General features: G+C 69.5%; 26 protein-coding genes and 1 pseudogene. 15 read left to right on the top strand and 12 right to left on the bottom strand.

Annotated features, from left to right (window positions below; translation table 11 throughout):
• The first annotated feature begins 33 nt into the window (after window positions 1–33).
• On the top strand, window positions 34–987 hold the full coding sequence (locus tag FM069_RS14120) for a threonine dehydratase (protein ID WP_143488999.1): 954 nt from the start codon (window positions 34–36) through the stop codon (window positions 985–987).
• On the opposite strand, the gene FM069_RS14125 is transcribed toward FM069_RS14120, so the two are convergent.
• The 3 genes from FM069_RS14125 to FM069_RS14135 all read right to left on the bottom strand — a co-directional run bounded on the left by FM069_RS14125 (window position 984) and on the right by FM069_RS14135 (window position 4,389).
• Window positions 984–2,015, bottom strand: coding sequence for a hypothetical protein (locus FM069_RS14125; RefSeq protein ID WP_143489000.1), 1,032 nt, complete (start codon window positions 2,013–2,015; stop codon window positions 984–986). The genes FM069_RS14120 and FM069_RS14125 overlap by 4 nt on opposite strands.
• An 86-nt stretch (window positions 2,016–2,101) precedes the next feature.
• On the bottom strand, window positions 2,102–3,748 hold the full coding sequence (locus FM069_RS14130) for an acyl-CoA dehydrogenase family protein (RefSeq protein WP_143489001.1): 1,647 nt from the start codon (window positions 3,746–3,748) through the stop codon (window positions 2,102–2,104).
• Window positions 3,745–4,389 carry a TetR/AcrR family transcriptional regulator gene (locus tag FM069_RS14135; protein ID WP_143489002.1) on the bottom strand — a complete coding sequence of 215 codons (645 nt, stop codon included), beginning with the start codon at window positions 4,387–4,389 and terminating at the stop codon, window positions 3,745–3,747. The genes FM069_RS14130 and FM069_RS14135 overlap by 4 nt, the downstream gene beginning before the upstream one ends.
• A gap of 171 nt (window positions 4,390–4,560) precedes the next feature.
• Between FM069_RS14135 and FM069_RS14140 the strand changes: the two genes are divergently transcribed.
• From FM069_RS14140 to FM069_RS14155, 4 genes are all read left to right on the top strand, one after another.
• Window positions 4,561–5,370 (top strand): hydroxymethylpyrimidine/phosphomethylpyrimidine kinase, encoded by an 810-nt coding sequence (locus FM069_RS14140; protein WP_143489003.1) that lies wholly within the window; start codon window positions 4,561–4,563, stop codon window positions 5,368–5,370.
• A gap of 14 nt (window positions 5,371–5,384) precedes the next feature.
• Window positions 5,385–6,008, top strand: coding sequence for a thiamine phosphate synthase (gene thiE, locus FM069_RS14145; RefSeq protein ID WP_407681590.1), 624 nt, complete (start codon window positions 5,385–5,387; stop codon window positions 6,006–6,008).
• 50 nt (window positions 6,009–6,058) lie between these two features.
• The gene (gene hemL / locus FM069_RS14150) at window positions 6,059–7,345 is read left to right on the top strand and encodes a glutamate-1-semialdehyde 2,1-aminomutase (RefSeq protein ID WP_143489005.1); all 1,287 of its coding nucleotides are present in this window, start codon (window positions 6,059–6,061) and stop codon (window positions 7,343–7,345) included.
• A 327-nt stretch (window positions 7,346–7,672) separates the two neighbouring features.
• Window positions 7,673–8,215 carry a tetratricopeptide repeat protein gene (locus tag FM069_RS14155; RefSeq protein ID WP_143489006.1) on the top strand — a complete coding sequence of 181 codons (543 nt, stop codon included), beginning with the start codon at window positions 7,673–7,675 and terminating at the stop codon, window positions 8,213–8,215.
• A gap of 15 nt (window positions 8,216–8,230) precedes the next feature.
• Here FM069_RS14155 and FM069_RS14160 read toward each other — a convergent pair whose 3' ends face one another.
• The gene (locus tag FM069_RS14160; protein ID WP_143489007.1) at window positions 8,231–8,557 is read right to left on the bottom strand and encodes a DUF1820 family protein; all 327 of its coding nucleotides are present in this window, start codon (window positions 8,555–8,557) and stop codon (window positions 8,231–8,233) included.
• Window positions 8,558–8,711: 154 nt separating this feature from the next.
• On the opposite strand from FM069_RS14160, the gene miaB reads away from it, so the two are divergent.
• The 5 genes from miaB (at window position 8,712) to lnt (ending at window position 14,158) form a co-directional block, all read left to right on the top strand.
• On the top strand, window positions 8,712–10,052 hold the full coding sequence (miaB, locus tag FM069_RS14165; protein WP_143489038.1) for a tRNA (N6-isopentenyl adenosine(37)-C2)-methylthiotransferase MiaB: 1,341 nt from the start codon (window positions 8,712–8,714) through the stop codon (window positions 10,050–10,052).
• Between the two features lie 84 nt (window positions 10,053–10,136).
• Entirely contained in the window at window positions 10,137–11,165 is a 1,029-nt protein-coding gene (locus FM069_RS14170) for a PhoH family protein (protein ID WP_143489008.1), read from the top strand.
• Complete coding sequence (gene ybeY, locus FM069_RS14175) at window positions 11,158–11,619, top strand: rRNA maturation RNase YbeY (protein WP_143489009.1); 462 nt, start codon at window positions 11,158–11,160, stop codon at window positions 11,617–11,619. The genes FM069_RS14170 and ybeY overlap by 8 nt, the downstream gene beginning before the upstream one ends.
• Before the next feature lie 75 nt (window positions 11,620–11,694).
• Window positions 11,695–12,537 carry an HlyC/CorC family transporter gene (locus FM069_RS14180; RefSeq protein ID WP_143489010.1) on the top strand — a complete coding sequence of 281 codons (843 nt, stop codon included), beginning with the start codon at window positions 11,695–11,697 and terminating at the stop codon, window positions 12,535–12,537.
• Window positions 12,538–12,637: 100 nt separating this feature from the next.
• The gene (gene lnt, locus FM069_RS14185) at window positions 12,638–14,158 is read left to right on the top strand and encodes an apolipoprotein N-acyltransferase (protein ID WP_143489011.1); all 1,521 of its coding nucleotides are present in this window, start codon (window positions 12,638–12,640) and stop codon (window positions 14,156–14,158) included.
• Window positions 14,159–14,164: 6 nt separating this feature from the next.
• Here lnt and FM069_RS14190 read toward each other — a convergent pair whose 3' ends face one another.
• Together FM069_RS14190 and FM069_RS14195 are read right to left on the bottom strand one after the other, a co-directional pair.
• Window positions 14,165–14,923 (bottom strand): YdcF family protein, encoded by a 759-nt coding sequence (locus FM069_RS14190; RefSeq protein WP_143489012.1) that lies wholly within the window; start codon window positions 14,921–14,923, stop codon window positions 14,165–14,167.
• A 116-nt stretch (window positions 14,924–15,039) separates the two neighbouring features.
• Window positions 15,040–15,270 (bottom strand): annotated as a pseudogene (locus tag FM069_RS14195) (hypothetical protein); the annotation flags it as partial.
• Window positions 15,271–15,459: 189 nt separating this feature from the next.
• On the opposite strand from FM069_RS14195, the gene leuS reads away from it, so the two are divergent.
• From leuS to FM069_RS14220, 5 genes are all read left to right on the top strand, one after another.
• Complete coding sequence (gene leuS / locus FM069_RS14200) at window positions 15,460–18,066, top strand: leucine--tRNA ligase (protein WP_143489013.1); 2,607 nt, start codon at window positions 15,460–15,462, stop codon at window positions 18,064–18,066.
• 61 nt (window positions 18,067–18,127) lie between these two features.
• Window positions 18,128–18,742, top strand: a complete 615-nt coding sequence (locus tag FM069_RS14205) for an LPS-assembly lipoprotein LptE (protein WP_143489014.1) — start codon at window positions 18,128–18,130, stop codon at window positions 18,740–18,742.
• Between the two features lie 43 nt (window positions 18,743–18,785).
• Complete coding sequence (holA, locus tag FM069_RS14210; protein ID WP_143489015.1) at window positions 18,786–19,826, top strand: DNA polymerase III subunit delta; 1,041 nt, start codon at window positions 18,786–18,788, stop codon at window positions 19,824–19,826.
• Between the two features lie 112 nt (window positions 19,827–19,938).
• Window positions 19,939–20,088: an alternative ribosome rescue factor ArfA gene (arfA, locus tag FM069_RS14215; RefSeq protein ID WP_143489016.1), complete on the top strand. Its 150-nt coding sequence runs from the start codon at window positions 19,939–19,941 to the stop codon at window positions 20,086–20,088.
• Window positions 20,089–20,139: 51 nt separating this feature from the next.
• Entirely contained in the window at window positions 20,140–21,468 is a 1,329-nt protein-coding gene (locus FM069_RS14220) for a lytic murein transglycosylase (RefSeq protein ID WP_143489017.1), read from the top strand.
• 97 nt (window positions 21,469–21,565) lie between these two features.
• Here the strand turns inward: FM069_RS14220 and lipA are convergent, their stop codons facing one another.
• The 6 genes from lipA to mltB all read right to left on the bottom strand — a co-directional run bounded on the left by lipA (window position 21,566) and on the right by mltB (window position 26,903).
• Window positions 21,566–22,585 carry a lipoyl synthase gene (gene lipA, locus FM069_RS14225; protein WP_143489018.1) on the bottom strand — a complete coding sequence of 340 codons (1,020 nt, stop codon included), beginning with the start codon at window positions 22,583–22,585 and terminating at the stop codon, window positions 21,566–21,568.
• A complete protein-coding gene (lipB, locus tag FM069_RS14230; RefSeq protein ID WP_407681589.1) occupies window positions 22,582–23,232 on the bottom strand; it encodes a lipoyl(octanoyl) transferase LipB in 651 nt (216 codons plus the stop codon). Before lipB ends, lipA begins: the two co-directional genes overlap by 4 nt.
• On the bottom strand, window positions 23,232–23,504 hold the full coding sequence (locus tag FM069_RS14235) for a DUF493 domain-containing protein (RefSeq protein WP_143489020.1): 273 nt from the start codon (window positions 23,502–23,504) through the stop codon (window positions 23,232–23,234). The genes lipB and FM069_RS14235 overlap by 1 nt, the downstream gene beginning before the upstream one ends.
• A 96-nt stretch (window positions 23,505–23,600) precedes the next feature.
• Complete coding sequence (locus FM069_RS14240; protein ID WP_143489021.1) at window positions 23,601–24,761, bottom strand: D-alanyl-D-alanine carboxypeptidase family protein; 1,161 nt, start codon at window positions 24,759–24,761, stop codon at window positions 23,601–23,603.
• A gap of 108 nt (window positions 24,762–24,869) precedes the next feature.
• Complete coding sequence (locus FM069_RS14245) at window positions 24,870–25,919, bottom strand: septal ring lytic transglycosylase RlpA family protein (protein ID WP_143489022.1); 1,050 nt, start codon at window positions 25,917–25,919, stop codon at window positions 24,870–24,872.
• A 3-nt stretch (window positions 25,920–25,922) separates the two neighbouring features.
• The gene (mltB, locus tag FM069_RS14250; protein ID WP_143489023.1) at window positions 25,923–26,903 is read right to left on the bottom strand and encodes a lytic murein transglycosylase B; all 981 of its coding nucleotides are present in this window, start codon (window positions 26,901–26,903) and stop codon (window positions 25,923–25,925) included.
• Window positions 26,904–26,923: the final 20 nt, after the last annotated feature.

Here is a 26,923-nt window from a genome sequence, read left to right on the forward strand (position 1 = left end):
CGGCTCTCCTCTTCCCGACCCGGAGACCCGCCCATGTTCGACCTGCCCGCCCTGCGCGACGCCGCCGCCCTGATCCGCCCAATCGTCCCGCCGACCCCGCAGTTCGCCTGGCCGCTGCTGGCGGAGCGACTGGGCTGCGAGGTCTGGGTGAAGCACGAGAACCACACCCCCACGGGCGCCTTCAAGGTGCGTGGCGGACTGGTCTACGTCGATGCCCTCAAGCGCAGCACACCGGCCCTGGCCGGCCTGATCACCGCCACCCGCGGCAACCATGGGCAGAGCCTGGCCCTGGCCGCGCGGCAGGCCGGCCTGCCGCTGCGAATCCTGGTCCCCCACGGCAACTCCCTGGAAAAGAACGCGGCGATGCGGGCCTTCGGCGCCGACGTGGTGGAATTCGGCCGCGACTTCGACGAGGCCCGGGAGGAAGCCGACCGCCAGGCTCAAGCAGAAGGGCTGCATTTCGTGCCGTCGCTGCACGCCGACCTGGTGCGCGGTGTGGCCACCTATGCCCTGGAACTGCTGGAAGCGGTGCCGGACCTGCGCCGGGTCTACGTGCCCATCGGCATGGGCTCGGGCATCTGCGGGCTGATCCAGACCCGCGACCTGCTGGGCCTGGACACCGAGATCGTCGGGGTGGTGGCGCGAGGCGCGGACGCCTACGCCCGCAGCGTCGAGGAAGGCCGGCTGGTGGGCACCGAGCGCGCCGAGACCCTGGCCGACGGCATGGCCTGCCGGGTGCCCCAGGCGGAAGCCCTGGACATGATCCGCGGCGGCGCGGCGCGCATCGTACGAGTCGACGACGACGAAATCCGCCAGGCGATCCGGGTGCTCCACGAAGACACCCACAACCTGGCGGAAGGCGCCGGAGCCGCCGCCCTGGCCGCCCTGATCCAGGAGCGCGATGCCAACCGCGGGCAGCGGGTGGCGGTGGTGCTCAGCGGGGCGAACATCGACCGCCCGCTGCTGGCGTCGATCCTCGGCGCCTAGACGCTGATGGAAAGCCCGCCGGCCGGGAGCGCAGGCGTGGCCGCCACGGCGCTGCTGACAGCCGCGTCGGGCGTCGATACGGCCGCCGTGGACACGGAGGCCGACGCAGCCGGTGCTGTCTGGATGTCCCGCGCCGCCTGCTCGCTGTCCCGCAGGCGGGCCTCCACTTCGCGCAGGGTGCGGCGGTTGCGCTCGTCGTGCTGCAACTGCGCCTTCACCAGCGCCAGCAACTGACGCAAGCCCCGCACCGCGTCGCGGATGCGTGCGCTGTCCTGGTCGTTCTGGGAAGGGCCGCCGAATGCGGCAGCGCCCTTCAGGCCAGGGCTGGCCTGAGCCTCGTCGAGGGCGCGGGATACCTCGGCCTCGGCGGAGGCGCCCCCCTTGGTCGACGCCTCCGGTGCGGCGGCAACCGTTTCGTCGGCATCGGATGAGGACGCGTCCGCCGGGTCGGCGGACGGCTCGGGGGCAGCCTCAACGGTTTCAGGCGCCGCGTCGAGAGACCCGCCCTGGCCCGCTCCGGCTTCGTCCGGGGTCTCGGCGGGCGCGCCAGGGCTGGCCGACGCGGGACTGGCCTGCCCGCCGGCGTCGCCCCGGGCGGCGCCGATCCCCACCACGTTCCCCGCCTCGGCGCTGCCGTTGCCCTTCAGCTCGCCGGCGGCGTGGCCCAGTTCGTGGGCCAGTTGGCGGATCTGCGCCAGCAGCGCCTTGGCCGCCTTCGGGCCGAGCCCCACCGCCAGCTTCTTCAGCAACTCGATGCGCTGGCGGATGTCGTCGATGCGCGCCCGGGCGGCGGCCTTGCGCTGCTCGCCGGCCTGGGCGTTCTGGGCGCTGAGGGTGCGGATCGCCTGGTTCATCGCCGCCATGCGGTCGCGGGCGTACTGGCTGAGGGTCACGGTGACGGACGGGGTTTCGTCCTGCTGCGGGTCGAGGCCGCCCTGGGCGGTCTCGTCCGGGCTGGCCTCGGCGGCGCTCCGGCGCACCGGGGAAAGGGAAGCGGCGGCGGCGCCGAACGCGATCGACAGGGTCATGGCGGTTCGTCCTTGGGTGAGCATTGGCCGGGCTATCGGCTGCGCCACCCCGGGACTTTAGGCCGCCGCCCGGCGGCGCTACGGATTCAGACGTGCGGCGCGCTACGGGCCACCAGCGCCGCGGCGTCGATGCCCCGCGGCAGGGTCCCGTAGACCCGACCGCCCTCCCCCAGCCGGCCGGCGATGAAGGCGTCGGACACCGTGGCGTTGCCGGCCTCCAGCAGCAGCTTGGCCTGCAGCGTCAGGGCCACGTCTTCCGCCAACTGGCGCGCACGGTACTGGATCTCGCCGGTGTCGGCGAAGGCCGCCTTGAGGGCGCCGATCTTCGCCGCCAGGCGGGCGTCGCCGTGGCCGTCGCCCAGTTCGTCGAACAGCACCTCCAGCACCCCGGGCTCCTTGGACACCGCCCGCAGCACGTCCAGGCACTGCACGTTGCCCGAGCCCTCCCAGGTGGAGTTGACCGGCGCCTCGCGGTACAGCCGCGGCAGGATGCTGTCCTCCACGTAGCCGGCGCCGCCCAGGCATTCCGCAGCTTCGTTGATCATCGCCGGGGCGCGCTTGCAGACCCAGTACTTGCCCACCGCGGTGACCAGCCGGGCGAACGTGCTCTCGCGCTCGTCATGGGCGTTGTCCAGGGCATTGCCCATGCGCAGGCTCAGCGCCAGGGCCGCCTCGCTCTCCAGGGCCAGGTCGGCCAGCACGTTCTGCATCAGCGGCTGGTCCGCCAGCAGCCGGCCGCCCACCTGGCGATGGCTGCAGTGGTGGATGGCCTGGGTCAGGGCCTGGCGCATCAGGGCGCTGGAGCCGACCATGCAATCGAAGCGGGTCAGCGCGACCATCTCGATGATGGTGGGCACCCCGCGCCCCTCCTCGCCGATCATCCAGGCCAGGGCGCCCCGGTATTCCACTTCGCTGGAGGCGTTGGCCCAGTTGCCCAGCTTGTCCTTCAGCCGCTGGATGTAGAAGGCGTTGCGGCTGCCGTCGGGGCGGTGGCGCGGCAGCAGGAAGCAGCTCAGGCCCTTGTCGGTGTAGGCCAGGGTGAGGAAGGCGTCGCACATGGGCGCCGAACAGAACCACTTGTGGCCCACCAGTTCGTAGGCCTGGCCGGGCCCCGGCAGGCCCACGGGATGGGCGCGAGTGGTATTGGCGCGGACGTCGGTGCCGCCCTGCTTCTCGGTCATGGCCATGCCCAGGGTGACCCCGGCCTTCTGCTCCATGGGCACGTTGCGCGGGTCGTAGGTGGTGGACAGGACCTTCGGCAGCCAGCGCTCGGCCAGGTCCGGCTGCAGACGCAGCGCCGGCACGCTGGCGTAGGTCATGGTCAGCGGGCAGCCGCTGGCGGCCTCGGCCTGGCTGTGCAGGTAGGTCAGCCCGGCCCGGGCGACCTGGGCACCAGGGCGCGGGTCGGTCCAGGGCAGCGACGGCAGGCCATGCTCGACGGCGGTACGCATCAGCGCGTGGTAGGCCGGGTGGAACTCCACCAGGTCCAGGCGATGGCCGTAGCGGTCGTGGCTCTTGAACACCGGCTTGTGGGCATTGGCGAGGAAGCCCGCTTCCATCAGGGGGCCGCCGGCCAGGGCGCCGTAGGCCTCCAGGCGCGCGTCCGCCCAGCCGCCGTGGTAGCGGCGCAGCCACTCCTGCAGGGGCAGGTCGGCGCGATAGAGGTTGGTGCCGTCCAGGGGCGGCGCCTGGTTGAACACGTCATGGGTCTCGGCGAGCACGGAAGCGGTCATGGGGCGATCTCCAGGTCGGGGGTACGGGCGCCGACGGCGCGCAGGCAGAACGTGACGAGGGCGGTGGTGACCTCGGCCAGGGCCGCATTCGGCGACCCGTCGCGGCGCACTGCGGGCGACAACGGGCCCACCAGGGCCTCGGCGATGGCCCCCACCAGGCAGGCAGCGGCCACCGCTATCGCCCCCGGTGCGAAGGCCCCGCTGGCGCGGCCTTCCTCCAGCAGGGCGGCGAACAGCGCGCCATAGGCGTCCCGGTAGCGCAGGCGCTGGACGTCCACCTCCGGCTCCACCGGTTCGGCGATCAACGCATACGCCAGGCGCCGGCTGCTCCAGGCCCGGGCGGCGAAGCGGGCGATACCGGCCGCCAGGCTTGCGGCGGGGTCGCCGGGGGCTTGCAGCACCTGGGCCAGGGCCTCCACCTCGCGCTGGCTGGCGCGGGAGAACACTTCCGCCGCCAGGGCGCCCTTGCCCTCGAAATGCCGGTACAGGCTGCCAGTGGCGACACCGGCATCCTCCGCCAGGCCCTGCATGGTCAGCGCCGCGAACCCGCCGGCGGCGACGCGTTGCAAAGCACAATCGAGGATGCGTGCGCGGACCGCCTGGTCGCGGTCGAGCCGGTGCGCGGTGGTACGGTAGGCCATGGTCTGAATCCGGATTCAGGATTTCCGTCAGTGAGCCAGGCTTCGCCTCCGCAGGAAAGGGACATATCGGCCAAAGGCGGCGACGGGCCGGTTTCCACAGGCCACAGCGACCGGCACCGCTGCCGCCCGGGCCCGCAGCAGCGCGGCAAATAAATGGTAAGCTCGCCGCCCATGAACAGCCCAACCTCCCGCCCCACGTCCCGTCCCGTCGTCCTCTGCCTCTCCGGCCACGACCCCAGTGGCGGCGCCGGCCTGCAGGCCGACATCGAGGCCCTGCTCGCCCAGGGCTGCCACGCGGCCCCGGCGGTCACCGCGCTGACGGTGCAGGACACCGTGAACGTCCGCGATTTCCGCGTGCTGGACCGCGACTGGGTGCTCGCCCAGGCCCGGGCGGTGGTGGAGGACCTGCCGGTGGCGGCGGTCAAGCTGGGCATGCTCGGCTCGGTGGAAATGGTCGAGACCGTGCTGCAGGTCATGACCTGGCTGCCCGGTGTGCCCCTGGTCTGCGACCCGGTGCTGCGCGCCGGCGGCGGCGGCACCCTGGGCCGCGACGATGTCGGCTATGCCCTGCGCGAGCGCCTGTTGCCGCGGGCCAGCGTGGCGACGCCGAACCTGCCGGAGGCGCGCCTGCTGGCCGGCCTGCCCGACGGCGATGCCGATCAATGCGCCGAGCGCCTGCTGGAACATGTGGAGTGGCTGCTGATCACCGGCGGCCACGGCGGCGAGACCGACGTGCACAACCGCCTGTACGGCCGCGACGGCCAGCGCCAGGTGTTCACCTGCCCGCGCCTGCCGGGCAGCTACCACGGCTCCGGTTGCACCCTGGCCAGCGCCCTGGCTGGCCGCCTGGCCCTCGGCGAACGCCTGCAGAGCGCGGTGCAGTCCGCCCTCACTTACACCTGGCGCACCCTGCGCGACGCCGAGACGCCCGGCAACGGCCAGTACGTGCCGCGGCGCCTGCCTCTGGATTTCTGCGCGTGAAACCGGCGAAACCTTTGCGTGGCCTGTATGCCATCACCGATTCGCACCTGCTGGCCGGCGGTCGCCTGCTGCCCTACGCCGAGGCCGCCCTGCGCGGTGGCGCGCGGCTGCTTCAGTACCGCGACAAGGGCCACGGTGAGGCACGTCGGCTGCAGGAAGCCGAGGCCCTGCGGGACTGCTGCGCGCGCCACGGTGCGGACCTGATCATCAACGACGACGCCGAGCTGGCCGCGCGCCTGGGCGTCGGCGTGCACCTGGGCCAGGATGACGGCTCCCTGGCCGCCGCCCGCGCCCTGCTGGGTCGCCGCGCCCTGATCGGCGCCACCTGCCATGCCCGCCTGGAGCTGGCCGAAGCCGCCGTGGCCGAAGGCGCCAGCTACGTTGCCTTCGGCCGCTTCTTCGACTCCGTCACCAAGCCCGGCGCGCCGGCGGCGACCCCTGCGCTGCTGGAAACCGCCCGCGCCCGCCTCGGCCTGCCCCTGGTGGCCATCGGCGGCGTGACCCTGGACACCGCGCCGGGGCTGATTGCCCGGGGTGTCGACCTGGTGGCGGTGATCCATGCCCTGTTCGCCGCCGACTCCGCCGCCGAGGTGGAGCGCCGCGCCCGCGCCTTCAGCGCCCTGTTCGCATCCACCTGAACGTCCGCCGGGCCGCCGCCGCGGTCCGCCATCCGTTACGAGAGGTCCCCATGTCCCGTTCCGAAACCCTGTTCGCCAACGCCCAGAAACACATCCCCGGCGGCGTCAACTCGCCGGTCCGCGCGTTCAAGAGCGTCGGCGGCACGCCGCTGTTCTTCAAGCACGCCGAGGGCGCCTACGTGATCGACGAAGATGACAAGCGCTACGTCGACTATGTCGGTTCCTGGGGCCCGATGATCCTCGGCCACAGCCACCCCGAGGTGCTGGACGCGGTGCGCAAGCAGCTGGACCACGGCCTGTCCTACGGTGCGCCCACGGCCCTGGAGACCGAGATGGCGGAGCAGGTCTGCGCCTTGGTGCCGTCCATGGACATGGTGCGCATGGTCAGCTCAGGCACCGAGGCGACCATGAGCGCGATCCGCCTGGCCCGTGGCTACACCGGGCGCGACAGCATCATCAAGTTCGAGGGCTGCTACCACGGCCACTCCGACAGCCTGCTGGTGAAGGCCGGCTCGGGCGCCCTGACCCTGGGCGTGCCCAGCTCCCCCGGCGTACCGGAAGCGTTCGCCCGGCACACCCTGACCCTGCCGTTCAACGACCTGGAGGCGGTGGAGCAGATGCTCGCCCAGGTGGGCCAGGAAGTGGCCTGCATCATCGTCGAGCCGGTGGCCGGCAACATGAACTGCGTGCCGCCGGCACCGGGTTTCCTCGAAGGCCTGCGTGCCGCGTGCGACCGGCATGGCGTGGTGCTGATCTTCGACGAGGTGATGACCGGCTTCCGCGTCGCCCTCGGCGGCGCCCAGGCCCACTACGGCGTGACCCCGGACCTGACCACCTTCGGCAAGATCATCGGCGGCGGCATGCCGGTGGGCTGCTTCGGCGGCAAGCGCGCCATCATGGAATGCATCGCGCCCCTGGGCCCGGTCTACCAGGCAGGCACCCTCTCCGGGAACCCCCTGGCCATGGCCGCCGGCCTCGCCACCCTGCGGCTGATCCAGCGCCCGGGCTTCCACGCCGAACTCACCGACTACACCAGCCGCATGCTGCAGGGGATGCAGGACCGCGCCGACGCCGCCGGCGTACCCTTCGTGACCACCCAGGCGGGCGGCATGTTCGGCCTGTACTTCACCGGCGCCGACGACGTGGTGACCTTCCAGGACGTGATGGGCAGCGACGTGGAGCGCTTCAAGCGCTTCTTCCACCTGATGCTGGAACACGGGGTGTACCTGGCGCCCAGCGCCTTCGAGGCCGGCTTCACCTCCATCGCCCATGGCGACCGCGAGCTGCAGATCACCCTGGACGCCGCGGAGCGCGCCTTCGCCGCCCTTGCGGCTTGAGGCCCTCCGTTCGGGATGGCGCCTTCCTCTTGGCGAGGCGCCATTTCCAGCCGACACCGATGCGCGTCCACCGGCCACTCGGCTGCGTTCCTTCCCCTGCCCTTTTCCGCCCCCAGACCTTTCTCGAGGCCCGTCCGTCTCGTGCGGGAAACCCGCGGCGCCATGCGGCTCTCCACTGAAGGAGAGCCGTGTGCCGGTACCTGGAAAAAAGTTTCGCCCTGACGCGTAAAGTTTTTGAAAGGCCGCGCCGGCTTGACCCATAATTGACACGTCGGCTCGTCTCGCCGACCGGGTTCTCCGAACCCGCCTCGCTTGTGGAGGCGCTTCATGCACCGCGCTGGTCGAATCCTCTGCGCAACCCTTCTCCTGCTCCCGCTGGTCGCCACTGCGGGCGGCAATTCCCTGCTCATCCCCGCGACCGGCCGCTGCACCCTGAACACCGAGCCCGAGAATCTGCCCGAGGCGCTTTCCGCGTGCCAGCGTTCCGCCCGCGAAGGCGACAGCGAGGCGCAGTACGAACTGGGCGAGTTCTTCTACGATGGCAAGCGTACCCCGCGCGACCTGCAGCAGGCGCTGAACTGGTTCGAGCAGGCGTCCCTGCAGGGCCATGCCAATGCCCAGTTGCGCCTTGGCAGCATGTTCTTCCGGGGGGAGGGGGTGCCGGCCAACAACGTGCAGGCCTACATCGTGCTGAAGATGGCCGCGGTCAACGGCGCCGAAGACGCCATGGACACCGCCGACCTGGTCGCCGCGCAGATGCGCCGCGACGAGCTGGAAATCGCCACCCAGGTGCTGGGGCAGATCTTCCGCAACTACCTGCTGGACCTGCAGACCGCCGACGGCGGCGCGCCGTTCACGCCCCTGCCGTAGCCGCTCGTCCCGCGATCACTTCTCCGGCATCGGCACCGGGAACGGCATGACGTTGCCGCCGCCCTTGGCCTCGCTGATCTTCGGGGTCCCGAGCCGCTCCACCTCGTCGATGCGCACGATGGCGTGCATCGGCACGAAGCTGCGCACCACGCCCTCGAACTGGGCCTTGAGCTTTTCCTCGCTGGGGTCCACCACCACCTGGGTGCGCTCGCCGAAGACGAACTCCTCCACCTCCAGGAATCCCCACAGCTCGCTCTGGTAGATCTGCTTGGCGTACATCTCGTACACCTGGCCCTGGTTGAGGAAAATCACCTTGTAGATGGGGGTTTCGCGTTTGCTCATGGGGGCGGGACGGGTCGTCTGGCGAAAAGAGGGCGCGCAGCATAGCACGGCGCCTGGGGCGATCCGTCGCGGGTCCCGACTGCGAACGGCTTTTCCCGATCCGACGAACCCCCTATAATCCCCGGTCATTTTTTAACCAGCCCTTTCCGTGACCATGTCCAAGAAGCTCTACATCGAAACCCACGGCTGCCAGATGAACGAGTACGACTCGTCGCGCATGGTCGACCTGCTCGGCGAGCACGAGGCCCTGGAGGTCACGGAAAACCCGGCGGAAGCCGACGTCATCCTGCTCAACACCTGCTCGATCCGGGAAAAGGCCCAGGAGAAGGTGTTCTCCCAGCTGGGCCGCTGGCGGGAGCTGAAGCAGCAGAACCCGGACCTGGTGATCGGCGTCGGTGGCTGCGTGGCCAGCCAGGAAGGCGCCGCCATCCGCGACCGCGCGCCCTACGTAGACGTGGTGTTCGGCCCCCAGACCCTGCACCGCCTGCCGGAAATGATCGACGCCGCGCGCACTACGCGCGCGCCCCAGGTGGACATTTCCTTCCCCGAGATCGAGAAGTTCGACCGCCTGCCCGAGCCCCGGGTCGACGGGCCCAGCGCCTTCGTCTCGGTGATGGAAGGCTGCAGCAAGTACTGCAGCTTCTGCGTGGTTCCCTACACCCGCGGCGAGGAAGTCAGCCGCCCGTTCGACGACGTGCTGGCCGAGGTGATCCACCTGGCCGAGAACGGCGTGCGGGAAGTGACCCTGCTGGGGCAGAACGTCAACGGCTATCGCGGCGAGACCTACGACGGGCGCATCGCCGACTTCGCCGAGCTGATCCGGGTGGTGGCCGCGGTGGATGGCATCGACCGCATTCGCTACACCACCTCGCACCCCCTGGAGTTCTCCGACGCGCTGATCCAGGCCCACGCCGAGGTGCCGGAACTGGTGAAGTTCGTCCACCTGCCGGTACAGGCCGGCTCCGACCGCATCCTCGCGGCCATGAAGCGCAACCACACCGCCCTGGAATACAAGTCGCGCATCCGCAAGCTGAAGGCGGCGGTGCCGGACATCTGCATCAGCTCCGATTTCATCGTCGGGTTCCCCGGGGAAACCGAGAAGGACTTCGAGCAGACGATGAAACTGGTGGAGGACGTGGGTTTCGACTTCTCTTACTCTTTCGTCTACAGCGCGCGCCCCGGCACCCCGGCGGCGGACCTGCCGGACGACCTGCCGGACGCACTGAAGAAGCAGCGTCTGCAGGTGCTCCAGGGGCGAATCCACCAGCAGGGCTTCGAGATCAGCCGGCGCATGGTGGGCAGCAGCCAGCGCATCCTGGTCAGCGACTTCTCCAAGAAGGACCCGGGCATGCTCCAGGGGCGCACGGAGAACAATCGCATCGTCAACTTCCGCAGCACCAATCCGCGGCTGATCGGTCAATTCGTGGACGTGCACATCGACGAAGCGCTGCCTCATTCGTTGCGCGGAACGCTGATCGAGGCCACGCTGCACTGACCGGCATCCACCGCCGGTCGCGGCTTGTCGCCGGCGGGCGCCGGCGGTAGCCTGTCACCCCTAGAACGGAATTTTCCTACGACATTGAACGCACCCTCCGACCTCCGTCGCTTCATCCTGGAACCCTTCGAAGCGCAGCGCTTCGCCAACCTCAGCGGACAACTCGACGCTCACCTGCGCCTGATCGAGCAGCGCCTGGGAATCGAGATCCGCAACCGCGGCAACCAGTTCGAACTGGTGGGCGATGCGGCCCGCGCCCAGGCCGCGGAAAACCTCCTGCGCCGCCTCTACCGCGAGACCGAAGCCACCGAGCTCACCCCGGACATGGTGCACCTGTTCCTGCAGGAGTCGGGCATGGAGGAGCTGGCCGCGCCGCAGACCGACGCCAGCATCGGCCTGCGCACCCGCAAGGGCATGATTCGCCCGCGGGGCGCCAACCAGCAGCGCTACGTGCGCTCGATCCTCGACCACGACATCAACTTCGGCATCGGCCCGGCGGGCACCGGCAAGACCTACCTGGCGGTGGCCTGCGCGGTGGATGCCCTGGAGCGCGAGCAGATCCGCCGCATCCTGCTGGTGCGCCCAGCGGTGGAGGCCGGCGAGAAGCTGGGCTTCCTGCCGGGCGACCTGTCGCAGAAGATCGACCCCTACCTGCGCCCCCTGTACGACGCCCTCTACGAGATGCTCGGCTTCGAGACCGTGGCCAAGCTGATCGAGAAGCAGGTGATCGAGGTGGCGCCCCTCGCCTACATGCGCGGGCGCACCCTGAACAACAGCTTCATCATTCTCGACGAGAGCCAGAACACCACGCTGGAACAGATGAAGATGTTCCTCACCCGCATCGGCTTCGGCTCCACCGCGGTGATCACCGGCGACATCACCCAGGTGGACCTGCCCCGCGGCACCCGCTCGGGCCTGACCCACGTGATCGAGGTCCTGCGGGACGTACCGGGCATCGGCTTCACCCACTTCCAGTCCAAGGACGTGGTGCGCCACCCGCTGGTGCAGCGCATCGTCGAGGCGTACGACCGCTTCGAGTCGCGCCAGGCCGAGGACAAGGCCAGGGCGAAGGCGGCCGACAACGACCCGGGCGCGCGGGCCGACGATGCTTGAACTCGACCTGCAACTCGCCAGCGAGGCCGAAGGCCTGCCGGACGAAGCGGACTTCCGCCGCTGGTGCGAGCTGGCCCTGCGCGCCCGCAGCGCCGACTCGGAACTGACCATCCGCCTGGTGGACGAGCCCGAGGGCCGCGAACTGAACCACACCTGGCGGCACAAGGACTACGCCACCAACGTCCTGTCGTTCCCTGCCGATGTCCCGGACGGCCCCAACGGCGAGCCGCTGCTGGACATCCCGTTGCTGGGTGACCTGGTGATCTGTGCGCCGGTGGTTGCCCGCGAGGCCGCCGAGCAGGGCAAGCCGGCCCAGGCCCACTGGGCCCACCTGGTGATCCACGGCTGCCTGCACCTGCTGGGCTACGACCACCTGGAGGACGAGGAGGCCGAGGAAATGGAAGAGCTGGAACGACAATTGCTGGCCGAACTGGGCCATCCCGATCCGTATTGATCGGGAACACATGACGGCGCGCCCTTCGCGCGCCGATGAATCATTGCCACATGCACGGGTGAACCGAGTAACACCATGAGCGAAGATCGATCGAGCAGCGGGCAAAGGTCCTGGCTGGACAAGCTGACCCAGGCCTTTGCCCACGAGCCGAAGAACCGGCAGGAACTGCTGGAACTGTTGCGCGAGGCGCACCAGAACAAATTGCTGGACAGCGAGGCCCTGGCCATCGTCGAAGGCGCCATCCAGGTCGCGGACCTGCAGGTCCGCGACATCATGGTGCCGCGCTCGCAACTGGTGAGCATCAAGGCCTGCCAGAGCCCGCAGGAATTCCTGCCGGCGATCATCGAGTCCGCCCACTCGCGCTACCCGGTGGTGGGCGAGAGCCTGGACGACGTGCTGGGCGTGCTGCTCGCCAAGGACCTGCTGCCGCTGCTGCTCAAGTCCCCCAGCGACGCGCCGTTCAACCTCGCCGACCTGCTGCGCCCGGCCACCTTCGTGCCGGAGTCCAAGCGCCTGAACGTGCTGCTGCGGGAATTCCGCGCCAACCACAACCACATGGCCATCGTCATCGACGAGTACGGCGGCGTCGCCGGCCTGGTGACCATCGAGGACGTGCTGGAGCAGATCGTCGGCGACATCGAGGACGAGCACGACGTCGAGGAAGACAGCTACATCAAGGCGCTGCCCAGCGGCGACTTCATCGTCAAGGCGCTGACCCCGGTGGACGCCTTCAACGAGTTCTTCGAGACCGCCTTCTCCGAGGACGACTTCGACACCGTCGGCGGGCTGGTGATGGGCTCCTTCGGCCACCTGCCGAAGCGCAACGAGTCCACCGAGATCGGTGACTTCCGCTTCCGCGTGCTCAACGCCGACAGCCGCCGCGTGCACCTGCTGCGGCTCACCCCGCTGTCCCGCTGAGCGTTCCCCTCCGGTGCGGCCCTGCCGCCGCGCCGGACGCTGGCAACGGCCAGATGCCTGCCTGTACCCTGGCGGCCTTTTCCTTCCCCGAGGATCTTCGATGCGCTGGATCACCCGCCCCGGCTGGCCGGGCAACCTGCTTGCCCTGTTCGCCGGCGCCCTCACCCCGCTGACCCTCGCGCCCTTCGACCTCTGGCCGCTGTCGCTGCTGTCCCTGGCGCTGTTCTACCTCGGCCTGCGGGACCTGACGCCCCGTGGCGCCCTGCTGCGGGGCTGGTGCTACGGCTTCGGCCTGTTCCTCGCCGGGACCAGCTGGATCTACGTGAGCATCCACGACTACGGCGACGCCCCGCTGCCCCTGGCGGCGTTCCTCACCGGCGGCTTCTGCGCCGGCGTCGCGCTGTTCTTCGCCCTGCCCGCCTGGCTCTGGGCGCGCTGGCTGCGACGCGCCGAGGCGCCTCTGGCGGATGCCCTGGCGTTCGCCGCGCTATGGTGGCTGCAGGAGGTGTTCCGCGGCTGGTTCCTCACCGGCTTCCCCTGGCTCTACGCCGGCTACAGCCAGCAGCAAGGCCCCCTGGCGGGGCTGGCGCCGGTGGGCGGGGTGTGGCTGGTGTCCTTCGTGCTGGCGGGCAGCGCCGCGCTGCTGGTGAACCTGCCGCGGTTGCGCGCGCGCCGCGCCTTTCTCGGCGTCGCCCTGGTGCTGCTGGCCGCACCCTGGGTCACCGGCCCGCTGCTGAAGGGGCACGCCTGGACCACACCGCTGGGTGAGCCGCTGAGTGTCGCCGCGGTCCAGGGCAACGTTGCCCAGCAGATGAAATGGGACCCGGCGCAGTTGAACGCGCAGCTCGCCCTGTACCGCGACCTGACCCGCGCAAGCCAGCGGGTCGACCTGATCGTCTGGCCGGAAACGGCGGTGCCGGTGCTCAAGGAGTTCGCCACCCCCTACCTGCAGGGGATGGACGCTTTCGCCCGCTCCCGCGAGGCGGCGCTGATCACCGGGGTGCCGGTGCGCCAGCTCCAGCCGGACGGCGGCAAGCGCTATTTCAACGGCATCACCGTGGTGGGCCAGGGCCAGGGCGACTACCTGAAGCAGAAGCTGGTGCCGTTCGGCGAATACGTGCCGCTGCAGGACCTGCTGCGGGGGCTGATCGCCTTCTTCGACCTGCCCATGTCCGACTTCGCCCGCGGGCCCGCCGACCAGCCGCCCCTGGAAGCCAAGGGCCGCCGCCTGGCGCCGTACATCTGCTACGAAGTGGTCTACCCGGAATTCGCCGCGTCCCTGGCGGCGCGCAGCGACCTCCTGCTAACAGTGAGCAACGACACCTGGTTCGGTACCTCCATCGGCCCCCTGCAGCACCTGCAGATGGCGCAGATGCGTGCGCTGGAGGCAGGACGCTGGATGATCCGCGCCACCAACAACGGGGTCACCGCCCTGATCGACCCCCAGGGACGCATCACCGAGCAGGTGCCGCAGTTCCAGCAAGCGATCCTCTATGGTGACGTGCAGCCCATGGAAGGCCTGACGCCGTACCTGCGCTGGCGTTCCTGGCCCCTGGCGGTGCTCTGCGGACTGTTGCTGGTCTGGGCGCGCCTGGCGAGCCGGTTCAGCAAGCTGATCTGAAGCGGCTCAGCGGTAGACCAGGGGGTAGGCCAGCAGGCCGACCGCCTCATTGAGCAGCATGCCGTTCTGCCAGACCGCGCGGCTCTCCGGCAGCCAGCCATCCAGCGGGCGCGGTGGCGGGTCGGCGAGGGAACCCACAGGAGCGGCCACCACCTCCAGGCCCTGGCGCTCGAAGCACCAGCGGGCCCGTGCCATATGCCAGGCCTGGGTCACCAGCACTACCCGGGTCACGCCGTCGGCGGCCAGCAGGCGCGCCGATTCCACCGCGTTCTCCCAAGTGGTGCGGCTGTGGCCTTCCTCCCAGCGCACCGCCACCTGGTAGTCCTCGCGCAGGCTCGCCGCCATGATCGCCGCCTCGCTGGGCGGCTCACCGTAGTGCAGTCCGCCGGAGGTGAGCAGCGGCAAGCCGCTGGCCCGGGCCAGCCGAGCGGCATAGCGCAGCCGTTCGTTGGCCATCAGCCCCGGCTGCGGGTCTTGCCAGGCGGCGTCCCGCTCCCGCCCGGCACCCAGCACCACGATCGCCTGGGCGCGGCCGGCCAACCCCGGCCAGTCGGCCTGGGCCAGCGTCGGCTCGCGCTCCAGGGCGCGGGCGGCGTGCTCCACCACCACCGGCAGGCTCATCAGCAGCAGGCCGCCGAAGCCGATCACGAAGCAGCCCGCCGCCAGCCGTGGCCGGCGGCGTCGCCACCACCAGGCGAGCAGCAACAGGAGCAGCAGGCAACCTGGCGGCAGCAACAGCTGTTTGAGGATGTAGCGAAGCGGCATCGGTGCCTCCGGGGTCAGGCACGCAGCCTACCGGGAGCGGCGAAGCACCGACAACCGCGGGTCGTTTAGTGGCGGGTACCCGTCCGGCTTCGGCCGGAGAGCCACAGGGGGGCGCTGCGCGGGGTTCGCCCTGCCGCCTGGCGGGCGCGCAGTTCGGGCATGTCGTGGTTCAGGTAGGCACGGATCAGTCCGAGCTCGGCCAGGCTGAGGCCTTTCAGTTCCAGCTCGTCGGGGTGTTCGTCGCGCAGCCGTTCCGCCGTTTCCGCCTCGTCCAGGGCGAGGGTCACACGCCGCAACAAGCGATCGTACAGCTCCGTTCTCGTATCCGCCTTGCGTGCTTCATTCATCGGTCACCTCGGTCGGCCGGGTTCGGCCGGTTGCGGAAAGTCTAGTCCGCTCACGCCCGCCGACCCGCCACCCGCGACAGACGGCGCAACCCCGCGGCTGCCCGCGCAATCAGGGTTTCCCTCCGTCCGGGGGGGTCATGTATGCTACGGCGCTTCCCCGTGAGTCCCTCATTTCCAGCGCCAGTAGCCATGCACGAACAGTATCAGCCCCGCGAAATCGAAGCCGCCGCGCAGTCCTTCTGGGAACGGAACCAGTCCTTCCTCGCCACCCTGAAACCCGGCAAGGAAAAGTTCTACTGCCTGTCCATGTTCCCCTACCCCAGCGGCAAGCTGCACATGGGGCACGTGCGCAACTACACCATCGGCGACGTGATCGCGCGCTACCACCGCATGCAGGGCAAGAACGTGCTGCAGCCCATGGGCTGGGACGCCTTCGGCATGCCGGCGGAAAACGCCGCCATGAAGAACAACGTGGCGCCCGCCAAGTGGACCTACGAGAACATCGAGTACATGAAGGGCCAGCTGTGCAGCCTCGGCCTGGCCATCGACTGGACCCGCGAAGTCACCACCTGCAAGCCCGACTACTACCGCTGGGAGCAGTGGCTGTTCACCCGCCTGTTCGAGAAGGGCGTGATCTACCGCAAGAACGGCACCGTGAACTGGGACCCGGTGGACCAGACCGTGCTGGCTAACGAGCAGGTCATCGACGGCCGCGGCTGGCGCTCCGGCGCGCTGATCGAGAAGCGCGAGATCCCGATGTACTACTTCAAGATCACCGCCTACGCGGATGAACTCTTGAGCAGCCTCGACGACCTGCCCGGCTGGCCCGAGCAGGTCAAGACCATGCAGCGCAACTGGATCGGCAAGTCCCGCGGCATGGAGGTGGCCTTCCCCTACGACGTCGCCAGCATCGGCGAAGAAGGCACCCTGAAGGTCTTCACCACCCGCCCCGACACCCTCATGGGCGCCACCTACGTGGCGGTGGCGGCGGAGCATCCCCTGGCGACCCTGGCGGCGCAGCAGGACACCTCCCTGCGCAGCTTCATCGACGAGTGCAAGCGCGGCGGCGTGGCCGAGGCCGACCTTGCCACCCAGGAGAAGAAGGGCGTCGCCACCCCGTTGCGGGTGCAGCACCCGCTAACCGGCGAGCTGATGCCGGTGTGGATCGCCAACTACGTACTGATGAACTACGGCGAAGGCGCCGTGATGGCGGTGCCGGCCCACGACGCCCGTGACTTCGAGTTCGCCGAGAAGTACGGCCTGCCGATCAAGCCGGTAGTACGCACCAGCGCCGGCGACGCCACCCCGTCGCCGTGGCTCGATGCCTATGGCGAGCACGGCACCCTGATCAACTCCGGCGAGTTCGACGGTCTGGACTTCCAGGGCGCGTTCGACGCCATGGAGATGGCCCTGCTGAAGAAAGGTTTGGGCAAGTCGCGCACCCAGTTCCGCCTGCGCGACTGGGGCATCAGCCGCCAGCGCTACTGGGGCTGCCCGATCCCCATCGTCCACTGCGATGCCTGTGGCGACGTGCCGGTCCCGGCCGAGCAACTGCCGGTGGTGCTGCCCGAGGACGTGGTGCCGGACGGCACCGGCTCGCCGCTGGCCAAGATGCCCGCGTTCTACGAATGCCGCTGCCCGAGCTGCGGCGCACCGGCCAAGCGCGAAACCGACACCATGGACACCTTCGTCGAGTCGTCCTGGTACTTCGCCCGCTACGCTTCGCCGTCCTTCACCGGCGGCATGCTGGACAAGGCCGAGGCCGACTACTGGCTGCCGGTCGACCAGTACATCGGCGGCATCGAGCACGCCATCCTGCACCTGCTCTACGCGCGCTTCTTCCACAAGCTGATGCGCGACGAAGGCCTGATCACCTCCAACGAGCCGTTCAGCAACCTGCTGACCCAGGGCATGGTAGTGGCGGAGACCTACTACCGCCTCAATGCCAACGGCAGCAAGGACTGGTTCAACCCGGCCGACGTGGAAGTCGAGCGGGACGCCAAGGCCAAGGTCGTCGGCGCGCGCCTGAAGGCCGACGGCCAGCCAGTGGAAATCGGCGGCATCGAGAAGATGTCCAAGTCGAAGAACAACGGCGTCGATCCCCAGGCAATGATCGACCAGTACGGCGCCGACACCTGCCGGCTGTTCATGATGTTCGCCTCGCCGCCGGACATGAGCCTGGAATGGTCCGACGCCGGCGTCGAGGGCGCCAGCCGCTTCCTGCGCCGGGTCTGGCGGCTGGCCCAGGCCCACGTGGCCACCGGCCTGCCGGCGGCGGTCGAGCCCGGCAGCCTGAGCGATGCACAGAAGGATGTCCGCCGCGCCATCCACCTGGCCATCAAGCAGGCCAGCGTCGACGTGGGCCAGCACCACAAGTTCAACACCGCCATCGCCCAGGTGATGACCCTGATGAACGTGCTGGAGAAGGCCCCCTCCGACAGCGCGGCCGACCGGGCGCTGCTGCAGGAAGGGCTGGAGGCCGTCACCCTGCTGCTGGCGCCCATCACGCCGCACATCTGCCACACCCTCTGGCAGGCCCTGGGCCATGCCGACGCGGTGATCGACGCCACCTGGCCGACAGTCGACGAGAGCGCCTTGGTGCAGGACACCCTGACCCTGGTCATCCAGGTCAACGGCAAGCTGCGCGGGCAGATCGACGTCGCCGCCGACGCCAGCCGCGAGGCCGTGGAGGCCGCGGCGCGGGGCAACGAGAACGTGCTGCGCTTCCTCGATGGCCTGACCATCCGCAAGGTGATCGTGGTACCGGGCAAGCTGGTCAACATCGTCGCCAACTGACACATCGGCCACTGGGCGGCGGCCTCGGTCGCCGCCGGATGGCCACAAGGGGATAACGAACATGATGAAACGGAATCTGCTGGTCCTGGGCCTGGCCGTATTGCTGAGCGCGTGTGGCTTCCACCTGCGCGGCACCGGCGAGAACGCGGCCTTCGCCCTCACCGAGCTGGACGTCCAGGCCCGCAACGCCTATGGCGACACCGTGCGCCAGCTGCGCCACCTGCTCAAGAGCAACCACGTCAAGGTTCACGCCGGCGCGCCCTACCGTGTGCTGCTGGTCCGCGAGCAGGAGACCCGCCGCACCGCCAGCTACACCGGCGCCGCCCGCAGTGCCGAGTACGAGCTGAACACTGCGCTGGACTACGAGATCCGCGACAGCCAGAACCTGCTGCTGATCCAGGACAAGATCGACGTGCAGAAGGTCTACGTGCACGACGAGAACAATCTGATCGGCTCCGACCAGGAAGCCGCCCAGCTGCGCGAGGAAATGCGTCGCGACCTGGTGCAGCAACTGGTCCTGCGCCTGCAACTGCTGGACCCGGCCAAGCTGGAAGAACTGCAGAAGACCGCCCAGGCCAAGGCGCAAGCCGAGGCCGAGGCCCTGGAGGCCCAGCGCCGCGCCCACGAGGACCAGCCGCAGCAGCCGTCCATCAAGCTGCCGGTCAACCTTCAGTGATCGCCCTCGGGGTCGCCGCCTGGCGGCCCCGGCCCTCCCGCCGATGAAACTCTCCCCCGCGCAACTGAACCGCCACCTCCAGGGCGACCTCGCCCCGGTGTACGTGGTCAGCGGTGACGAGCCCCTGCTCTGCCAGGAAGCCTGCGATGCCATTCGCGGCGCCGCCCGCGCCCGCGGGTTCGGCGAACGCCAGGTGTTCAACGCCGACGCTTCCTTCGATTGGGGCCAGCTCCACGAGGCCGGCGCCAGCCTCTCGCTGTTCGCCGAACAACGCCTGCTGGAGCTGCGCATCCCTTCCGGCAAGCCCGGCGACAAAGGGGCCGCGGCACTGTTGGAGTACCTGGCGCGGCCGCCGGAAGACACCCTGCTGCTGGTCAGCCTGCCCAAGCTGGACGGCAGCACCCAGAAGACCAAGTGGGCCAAGGCGCTGATCGACGGCCCCGGCAGCCAGTTCCTGCAGATCTGGCCGGTAGAGGCGGCGCAGTTGCCGCAATGGGTCCGCCAGCGCCTGGCCCAGGCCGGCCTGGTGGCCACGCCGGACGCGGTGGAGCTGATCGCCGCCCGGGTGGAAGGCAACCTGCTGGCGGCGGCCCAGGAGATCGAGAAACTCAAGCTGCTGGCCCGGGACAACCAGGTGGATGGGGACACGGTGCAGGCCAGCGTGGCCGACAGCGCCCGCTTCGACGTCTTCGGCCTGATCGACGCCGCCCTCAACGGCGAGGCCGCCCACACCCTGCGCATCCTCGAAGGGCTGCGCGGCGAGGGCGTGGAGCCGCCGGTGATCCTCTGGGCCCTGGCCCGGGAGCTGCGGCTCCTGGGCGGGCTGGCCCAGCAGTTCGCCCAGGGCACCCCCCTGGACAAGGCCTTCGCTGCGGCCCGGCCGCCGGTGTGGGACAAGCGCCGCCCGCTGCTTTCTCGCGCCCTGCAGCGGCACCCCGCGTCGCGCTGGAACGCGCTGCTGCGGGATGCCCAGCACATCGATGCGCAGATCAAGGGCCAGGCGCCGGGCACCCCCTGGACCGGCCTCGCGCGCCTTTGCCTGCTGCTGAGCGGCCAGCGCCTGACATTGCCGGCCGAAGGCTGACGAACGGGCATCCCCGATGGGAACGGGCGGCCTCCTGCGAAGTCCTATCCGCGCGCCTCGACAAGCGCCCGCGCATCGTCCAGGATGCGCGCCTTCCCCCAGGAGAGACCCCATGGCCAAGTCCAAGAAACGGCCCAACAAGGCCAAGTCCATCGTCGCCCAACCCCTGTTCCGCAACCGCCAGGAAACGCCCCGCAAGGGCAAAGGCAGCTACCGCCGCGAAGCCTCCCACTGGGAGGCTTCGGTCTTTCTGGCCGCCTAAAAAGAGGCAGGCATGCTAAGGTCGCGGTCTGTACGCAAGAGACGCCTTTCCATGCCCGATGTTGAAATACCCGGCCTGATCCTGCGCAGCCTGGTCGCCGGCTCCCTGCTGACCCTGGGCGCATGCGCCGGCCAGGCCCCTGGCGTTCCGGCCCTCGCCGCGGCGCCCGCCGGCAACCTCTCCCTGCCATCGCCGCCCGCCCGCGCCACCGCGCCATCCGCGCCCGTGGCCAGCCTGGGCGACGGCGCCGAACCCACCCTCAGCTTCGACAGCTGGCGCAGCGGGTTCCGCGACGAGGCCCTGCGCGCGGGGATTCGCGCGGACGTCTTCGACGCCGCCTTCGCCGGCGTCCAGCCAGACCCCTCGGTAGTCACCGCCGACCGCAGCCAGCCGGAGTTCTCCCGCCCGGTCTGGGAGTACCTGGAAGGCGCCATGTCGCCCGCCCGCATCCGCCGCGGCCAGGCCCTGCTGGAGCAGTACCGCTCGACCCTGGACGACATCGAGCGACGCTACGGCGTCGACCGCTCGGTGCTGGTGGCGATCTGGGGCATGGAGAGCAGTTTCGGCCAGATCACCGGCGACAAGTCGGTGATCCGTTCCCTGGCCACCCTGGCCTACGAAGGCCGGCGCCCGGCTTTCGCCCATGAGCAATTGCTGGCGGCCTTGCAGATCCTGCAGAACGGCGACATCGCGCCGTCGCGCATGCTGGGCTCCTGGGCCGGCGCCATGGGCCAGACCCAGTTCATCCCCACCACCTACAACACCCATGCGGTGGACTTCGACGGCGACGGCCGCCGCGACATCTGGACCTCCCCGGTGGATGCCCTGGCGTCCACCGCCCACTACCTGCAGGCATCCGGCTGGCGCGGCAAGCAGCCCTGGGGCTTCGAGGCCTTCCTGCCCAGCGGCTTCGACTATGCCCAGGCCGACGCGGAGATCCGCAAGCCCCTGGCGGAATGGCGCCGCCTGGGGGTGAAGACCGCAGCCTTGCCGGCGACCCTGGACCAGGAGTCCGCCTCGCTGCTGCTGCCGGCGGGCTACCGGGGCCCGGCGTTCCTGGTGCTGGACAATTTCCGGGCGGTGCTGAAGTACAACAACTCGTCCGCCTATGCCCTGGCGGTCGGGCTGCTGTCCCAGCGCTTCCAGGGCGCCGGGCAGGTGGCCGGCAGTTGGCCCACGGACGAATCGCCCCTGAGCCGCAGCGAGCGCATCGCCCTGCAGGAGACCCTGGCCAACCGCGGCTACGATCCCGGTGCCGCCGACGGCATCATCGGCGCCAACACCCGCCGGGCGATCCGCAGCTACCAGCAGCGCCTGGGCTGGCCGGCGGACGGTTACCCGACCCAGCGCCTGCTGCAGGAACTGCAGACCTCCCGCTAACCGCAGCGAGGTCTCGCGCACCGCGCGGTGCCTCGAGACCGGCAAGCAAAAGGCCCGACCGGATCGCTCCGCTCGGGCCTTTTCGTGCAGGGCGGGTTCAGCTTTTGCGGGCGCCGTGGGCCTGCTGGTCGGCGTGGTAGGACGAGCGCACCAGCGGGCCGGAGGCGACGTTCTTGAAGCCCATCGCCTCGCCCTGTTCGGCGAACCAGGCGAAGGTGTCCGGGTGGACGAAGCGCTGCACCGGCAGGTGGTTGCGGGACGGCTGCAGGTACTGGCCGAGGGTGAGCATGTCGATGTCGTGCTCGCGCATGCGCTGCATCACCTCGATCACTTCCTCGTCGGTTTCCCCCAGGCCCAGCATCAGCCCGGATTTGGTGGGCACGTGGGGCACCAGGTGCTTGAACTTCTCCAGCAGGTCCAGGGACCACTCGAAGTCCGAGCCCGGCCGCGAGGAGCGGTACAGCCGCGGCACGGTTTCCAGGTTGTGGTTGAACACGTCCGGCGGCTCGGCGGCGGTGATCTCCAGGGCCACATCCATGCGCCCGCGGTAATCCGGCACCAGGGTCTCCAGCTGCACGCCCGGGGACAGGGCGCGGATTTCCCGCAGGCAGTCGGCAAAGTGCTGGGCGCCGCCATCGCGCAGGTCGTCGCGGTCCACCGAGGTGATCACCACGTACTTCAGCCGCAGGTCGGCGATGGCCACCGCCAGGTTCTTCGGCTCGTCGGTGTCCAGGGGTTTCGGCCGGCCGTGGCCGACGTCGCAGAACGGGCAGCGACGGGTGCAGATGTCGCCCATGATCATGAAGGTGGCGGTGCCGCCGGAGAAGCACTCGCCCAGGTTGGGGCAGGAGGCTTCCTCGCAGACGCTGTGCAGCTTGTGCTTGCGCAGCAGCTGCTTGATCCGCTCCACCTCCGGCGACACCGGCAGGCGCACGCGAATCCAGTCGGGCTTCTTCGGCAGTTCCTCGGTGGGGATGATCTTCACCGGGATGCGCGCGACCTTTTCGGCGCCGCGCAGCTTGACGCCGGCCTCGACCTTGGGCCGCGCGGCGGGGCGCTCGGTGGCGTCGAGGGTCGGGATCAGGGTGGACACGGAGTCTTGCGCAGTGGTGGTCATCGATCGATACCGCCCGTCAGGGTCTTCTGTTCAGCGTAGTCGAGGTGGGTGACGAGCTGAGCGCGCAGCGCGGCACACACCTCGGCGAATGAGAGGGGGCCATCCACCAGGTCACGCAACTGGGTCATGGCCAGGCCCGCGTAGCCACAGGGGTTGATCCGGCGGAACGGTTCCAGGTCCATGTCGACATTCAGCGCCAGGCCATGGAAGGAGCGACCGTTGCGGATGCGCAGGCCCAAGGAGGCGATCTTCGCTCCATCCACATAGACCCCCGGGGCGTCGGCGCGGGCTTCGGCGCGCACCCCATGGGCCGCCAGCAGGTCGATCAGGCTGCGCTCGATGCGAGTCACGAGCTCGCGCACACCGATACCCAGGCGACGCACGTCGAGCATCAGGTAGGCCACCAGCTGGCCGGGGCCGTGGTAAGTGACCTGCCCGCCGCGGTCCACCTGGACCACGGGGATGTCGCCGGGGAACAGCAGGTGCTCGGCCTTGCCGGCCTGGCCCTGGGTGAACACCGGGTCGTGCTCCAGCAGCCAGATTTCGTCGGGGGTCTGCGGGTCGCGGGCGTCGGTGAAGCGCTGCATCGCGTGCCAGGTGGGCTCGTAAGGCACCCGGCCGAGCTCGCGGAAGCCCAGCGCGGCCATCACAGCACCATGTGCACGCGGCCGGTGGCGCGCAGGTCGCTGTGGATGGCCTGGAGTTGCTCGATGCCGGTGGCGGTGATCAGCAGCTGCACGGAGAGGAAACGGCCGTTGCGGCTGTCGCGCACCACCAGGGTGTCGGCGTCGAGGTCGGGCGCGTGGCGGCGCAGGACCTCGATCACCAGGTCGGAGAAATCCTCGCCGGCGTCGCCGATCACCTTGATCGGGTAGCGCGGGCAGGGGAATTCGATTTTCGGGGCGTCGGTTTCGGTCATGGTGGCGGCGGACCCGGGGTCCGCGATGACGGACGCCCGCGGAACCCCGGGAGGGGCGCCACGGGCGCCGGTCGGCAAGTGTCGGTCGGGCGGCGCTTAGTTGAACAGGCCGTAGAAGAACAGGCGAATGCTATCCCACAGGCGGCGGATGAAACCACCCTCTTCCACCGGTTCCAGGGCGATGAGGTCGGCGGTGTGCACCACCTTGTCCTCCAGCTTCACCTCCACCTTGCCAATGACGTCGCCCTGGGCGATGGGGGCCACCAGCTGCGGGTTGAGGGTCATGTTGGCCTGCAGTTTCTTCGCTTGGCCACGCGGCAGGGTCAGGGTCAGATCCTGGGCCAGGCCGGCCTTCACCTCGCGGGTGGCGCCCTTCCAGACCGGGCTCTTCGCCAGTTCGGCGCCCTTCTGGTAGAAGGTCTGGGTTTCGAAGAAGCGGAAGCCGTAGGTCAGCAGCTTCTGGGTCTCGGCGGCCCGGGCCTGCTCGCTGGCGGTGCCGAAGACCACGGCGATCAGGCGCTGGCCGTCACGCACGGCGGACGCCACCAGGCAGTAGCCGGCTTCGTCGGTGTGGCCGGTCTTCAGGCCGTCCACAGTCTTGTCGCGCCACAGCAGCAGGTTGCGGTTGGGCTGCTTGATGTTGTTCCAGAAGAATTCCTTCTGGGAGTAGATGGCGTAGTGGGCCGGGTCCTCGTAGATGATCGCGCGAGCCAGGCGGGCCATGTCGTGGGCGGTGGCGTAGTGATCCGGGTTGGGCAGGCCGGTGGCGTTCATGAAGTGGCTGCCGGTCATGCCCAGGCTCGCCGCGGTGGTGTTCATCATGTCGGCGAAGGCGTCTTCGCTGCCGGCGATGTGCTCGGCCACCGCCACGCTGGCGTCGTTGCCGGACTGGATGATGATGCCGTGCAGCAGGTCGCTCACCGAAACCTGGGTGTTGACCTGGATGAACATCCGCGAACCGCCGGTGCGCCAGGCGTGCTCGCTGACGGTGACCATGTCGCTCTCGCTGATCTGGCCCTTGCGGATTTCCAGGGTGGCGATGTACGCGGTCATCAGCTTGGTCAGGCTGGCCGGCGGCAGGCGCTCGTCGCCGTTGTTCTGGACCAGCACTTCGCCACTGGCGGCATCCATCAGCACGTAGGCCTTGGCGGCCAGTTGCGGCGGTGCGGGAATCACCTGTTCGGCGGCCCAGGCACTCGGCGCCGCGATGACGAGGACTAGCAGAAACAGGCGTTTGGCAAAGCTGGTGATGTTCATCCGTCTCTCTGTTGTTCGCTGATAAAGGTAGCGCGGCGGGCCGGTCGCCCGGCGCCGCATGCCCACATCCCTATGCCCGCCCGGGGTGGGCGGTCGCTCGCGCGACGGTCAATCCGGTCGCACCAGCGTGGCTTGGCCGAGGTTGGCCAGGCGCACGCTGTTCTGCACACGCAGGGCTTCACCCTGCGTGTCGATCGGCCCCAGGCGTACGCGGTGCAGAATCTGTTGGTTGCGCACCACCGAGCTGATAAAGACCGGGGCAGTCACCGCCCCGCTCAGCTTGGCCTTGAGGAGTTCCGCAGCGTCCGGATTGGCGAAGGCGCCCACCTGGAGATACAGGCCAGATGCTGCGACTGAATCGTTTTTTTTTGAGTCGATCTGCACCGGCAGCACGGCGGCGGCGTGCTGCTGGGGCGGCGGGGTGTACTGCTCGACGGGCTGCGGCAGGGCCTTGGCCAGGGTCGGCGCGGCCATCGGGGCGGGCGCGGCCTGCACGGGGGCCGGTGCCGGGGCGGGCTGGACCTTGGCCATCTGCGGCTGGGCCAGCACCATGGGCACCGGGCGGCCCTGCTTGGCCCACCACTCGTAGGGGTCGATGCCTTCTACCTTGACCCGGGCGGTGCCCACTTCGGCGTAGCCCAGCTTCTTCGCCGCGGCGAAGGACAGGTCGATGACCCGGTCGGAATAGAATGGGCCGCGGTCGTTGACCCGCAGGATCACGCTCTTGCCGTTGTCCAGGTTGGTGACCCGCACGTAGCTGGGCAGCGGCAGGGTCTTGTGGGCCGCGGTCATGCCGTAGAGGTCGTAGGCCTCGCCGTTGGCGGTGGCCTGGCCGTGGAACTTGGTGCCGTACCAGGACGCGGTGCCCACCGCCTGGTAGCGGCGGCTGTCATTGAGCGGGTAGTAGGTCTTGCCCAGCACGGTGTAGGGGTTGGCCTTCACTGCGCCGTAGTGGGGCATCGGCACGGCGTCGGGGATGCGCGAGACGTCCACGTCCCACCAGGGCGCGCCGTCGCGGTGCGGCCGGGAGAACTGGCCGGACGGCCCGGAGATGGTCCCGCCCGGCGCGACCGGCTCGGGGGCACGGCTGCTGGAACAGCTGGCGACCAGCACTGCCATGGCGCTGAGCGCCAGACTTCTGAGCGGCAAAGATCGCATCGGTTAACGTCTGCCTCGCGCTTGCAGCAAGAGTTCGGAAAGCTGATGCACCGCCATGGCGTACATCGCGCTGCGATTGTAGCGGGTGATCACGTAAAAGTTCGGCAATCCCAGCCAGTATTCGGGCCCGGCCTCGCCGTCCAGACGGAAGGCGGTCACCGGCACCTCGTCGCGCAGCGCGTCGGCGCTGGCCCAGCCCAGGAGCCGCAGCTCGCCTACGTTTTTCACCGGGTCGAGACCCTCGGTGAGGCCTTCGTCGACCCGGTCGCCGCGCACCTGGGCACGGCTCACCACCGGCTGCCCGGCGACCCAGCCGTGACGCTTGAAGTAGCTGGCGACGCTGCCTATCGCATCCACCGGGTTGCCCCAGATGTCGATGTGGCCGTCGCCGTCGAAGTCCACCGCGTAGGCGCGGAAGCTGCTCGGCATGAACTGCGGCAGGCCCATGGCGCCGGCGTAGGAGCCCTTGAGGCTGAGGGGGTCCACCTGTTCCTCGCGGGCCAGCAGGAGGAATTCCTTGAGCTGCTGGCGGAAGAAAGGGGCCCGCGGTGGGTAGTCGAAGCTCAGGGTGGACAGCGCGTCCAGCACCCGGTAGTTGCCCGTGTTGCCGCCGTAGAAGGTCTCCACGCCGATGATCGCCACGATCACCTGGGCCGGCACGCCGTACTCTTTCTCGGCGCGGGCCAGGGCCTCGGCGTTGCGGTTCCAGAAGTCCACACCCTTCTGCACCCGGGCGTCGGTGATGAAGATCGGCCGGTACTCTTTCCACGGCTTGACCCGTTCGGCCGGCCGGGAGATCGCATCGAGGATCGCCTGCTTGCGCTCCGCCTCGCGGAACAGCCCGACCAGCTGCTCGCTGGCGAAGCCGTAGTCCCGCGTCATCTCGCCGACGAACTCCGCCACCTGCGGAGCCCCTTCGTAGGCGCCCGCCCAGACCTGGCTGGCGCTGCCGAGCAGACCCAACAGGCCCGCACCGGCCCCCATCGCCCATCCCCGCACTGCTT

The organism is Pseudomonas mangiferae (assembly GCF_007109405.1).
Lineage (GTDB): Bacteria > Pseudomonadota > Gammaproteobacteria > Pseudomonadales > Pseudomonadaceae > Pseudomonas_T > Pseudomonas_T mangiferae.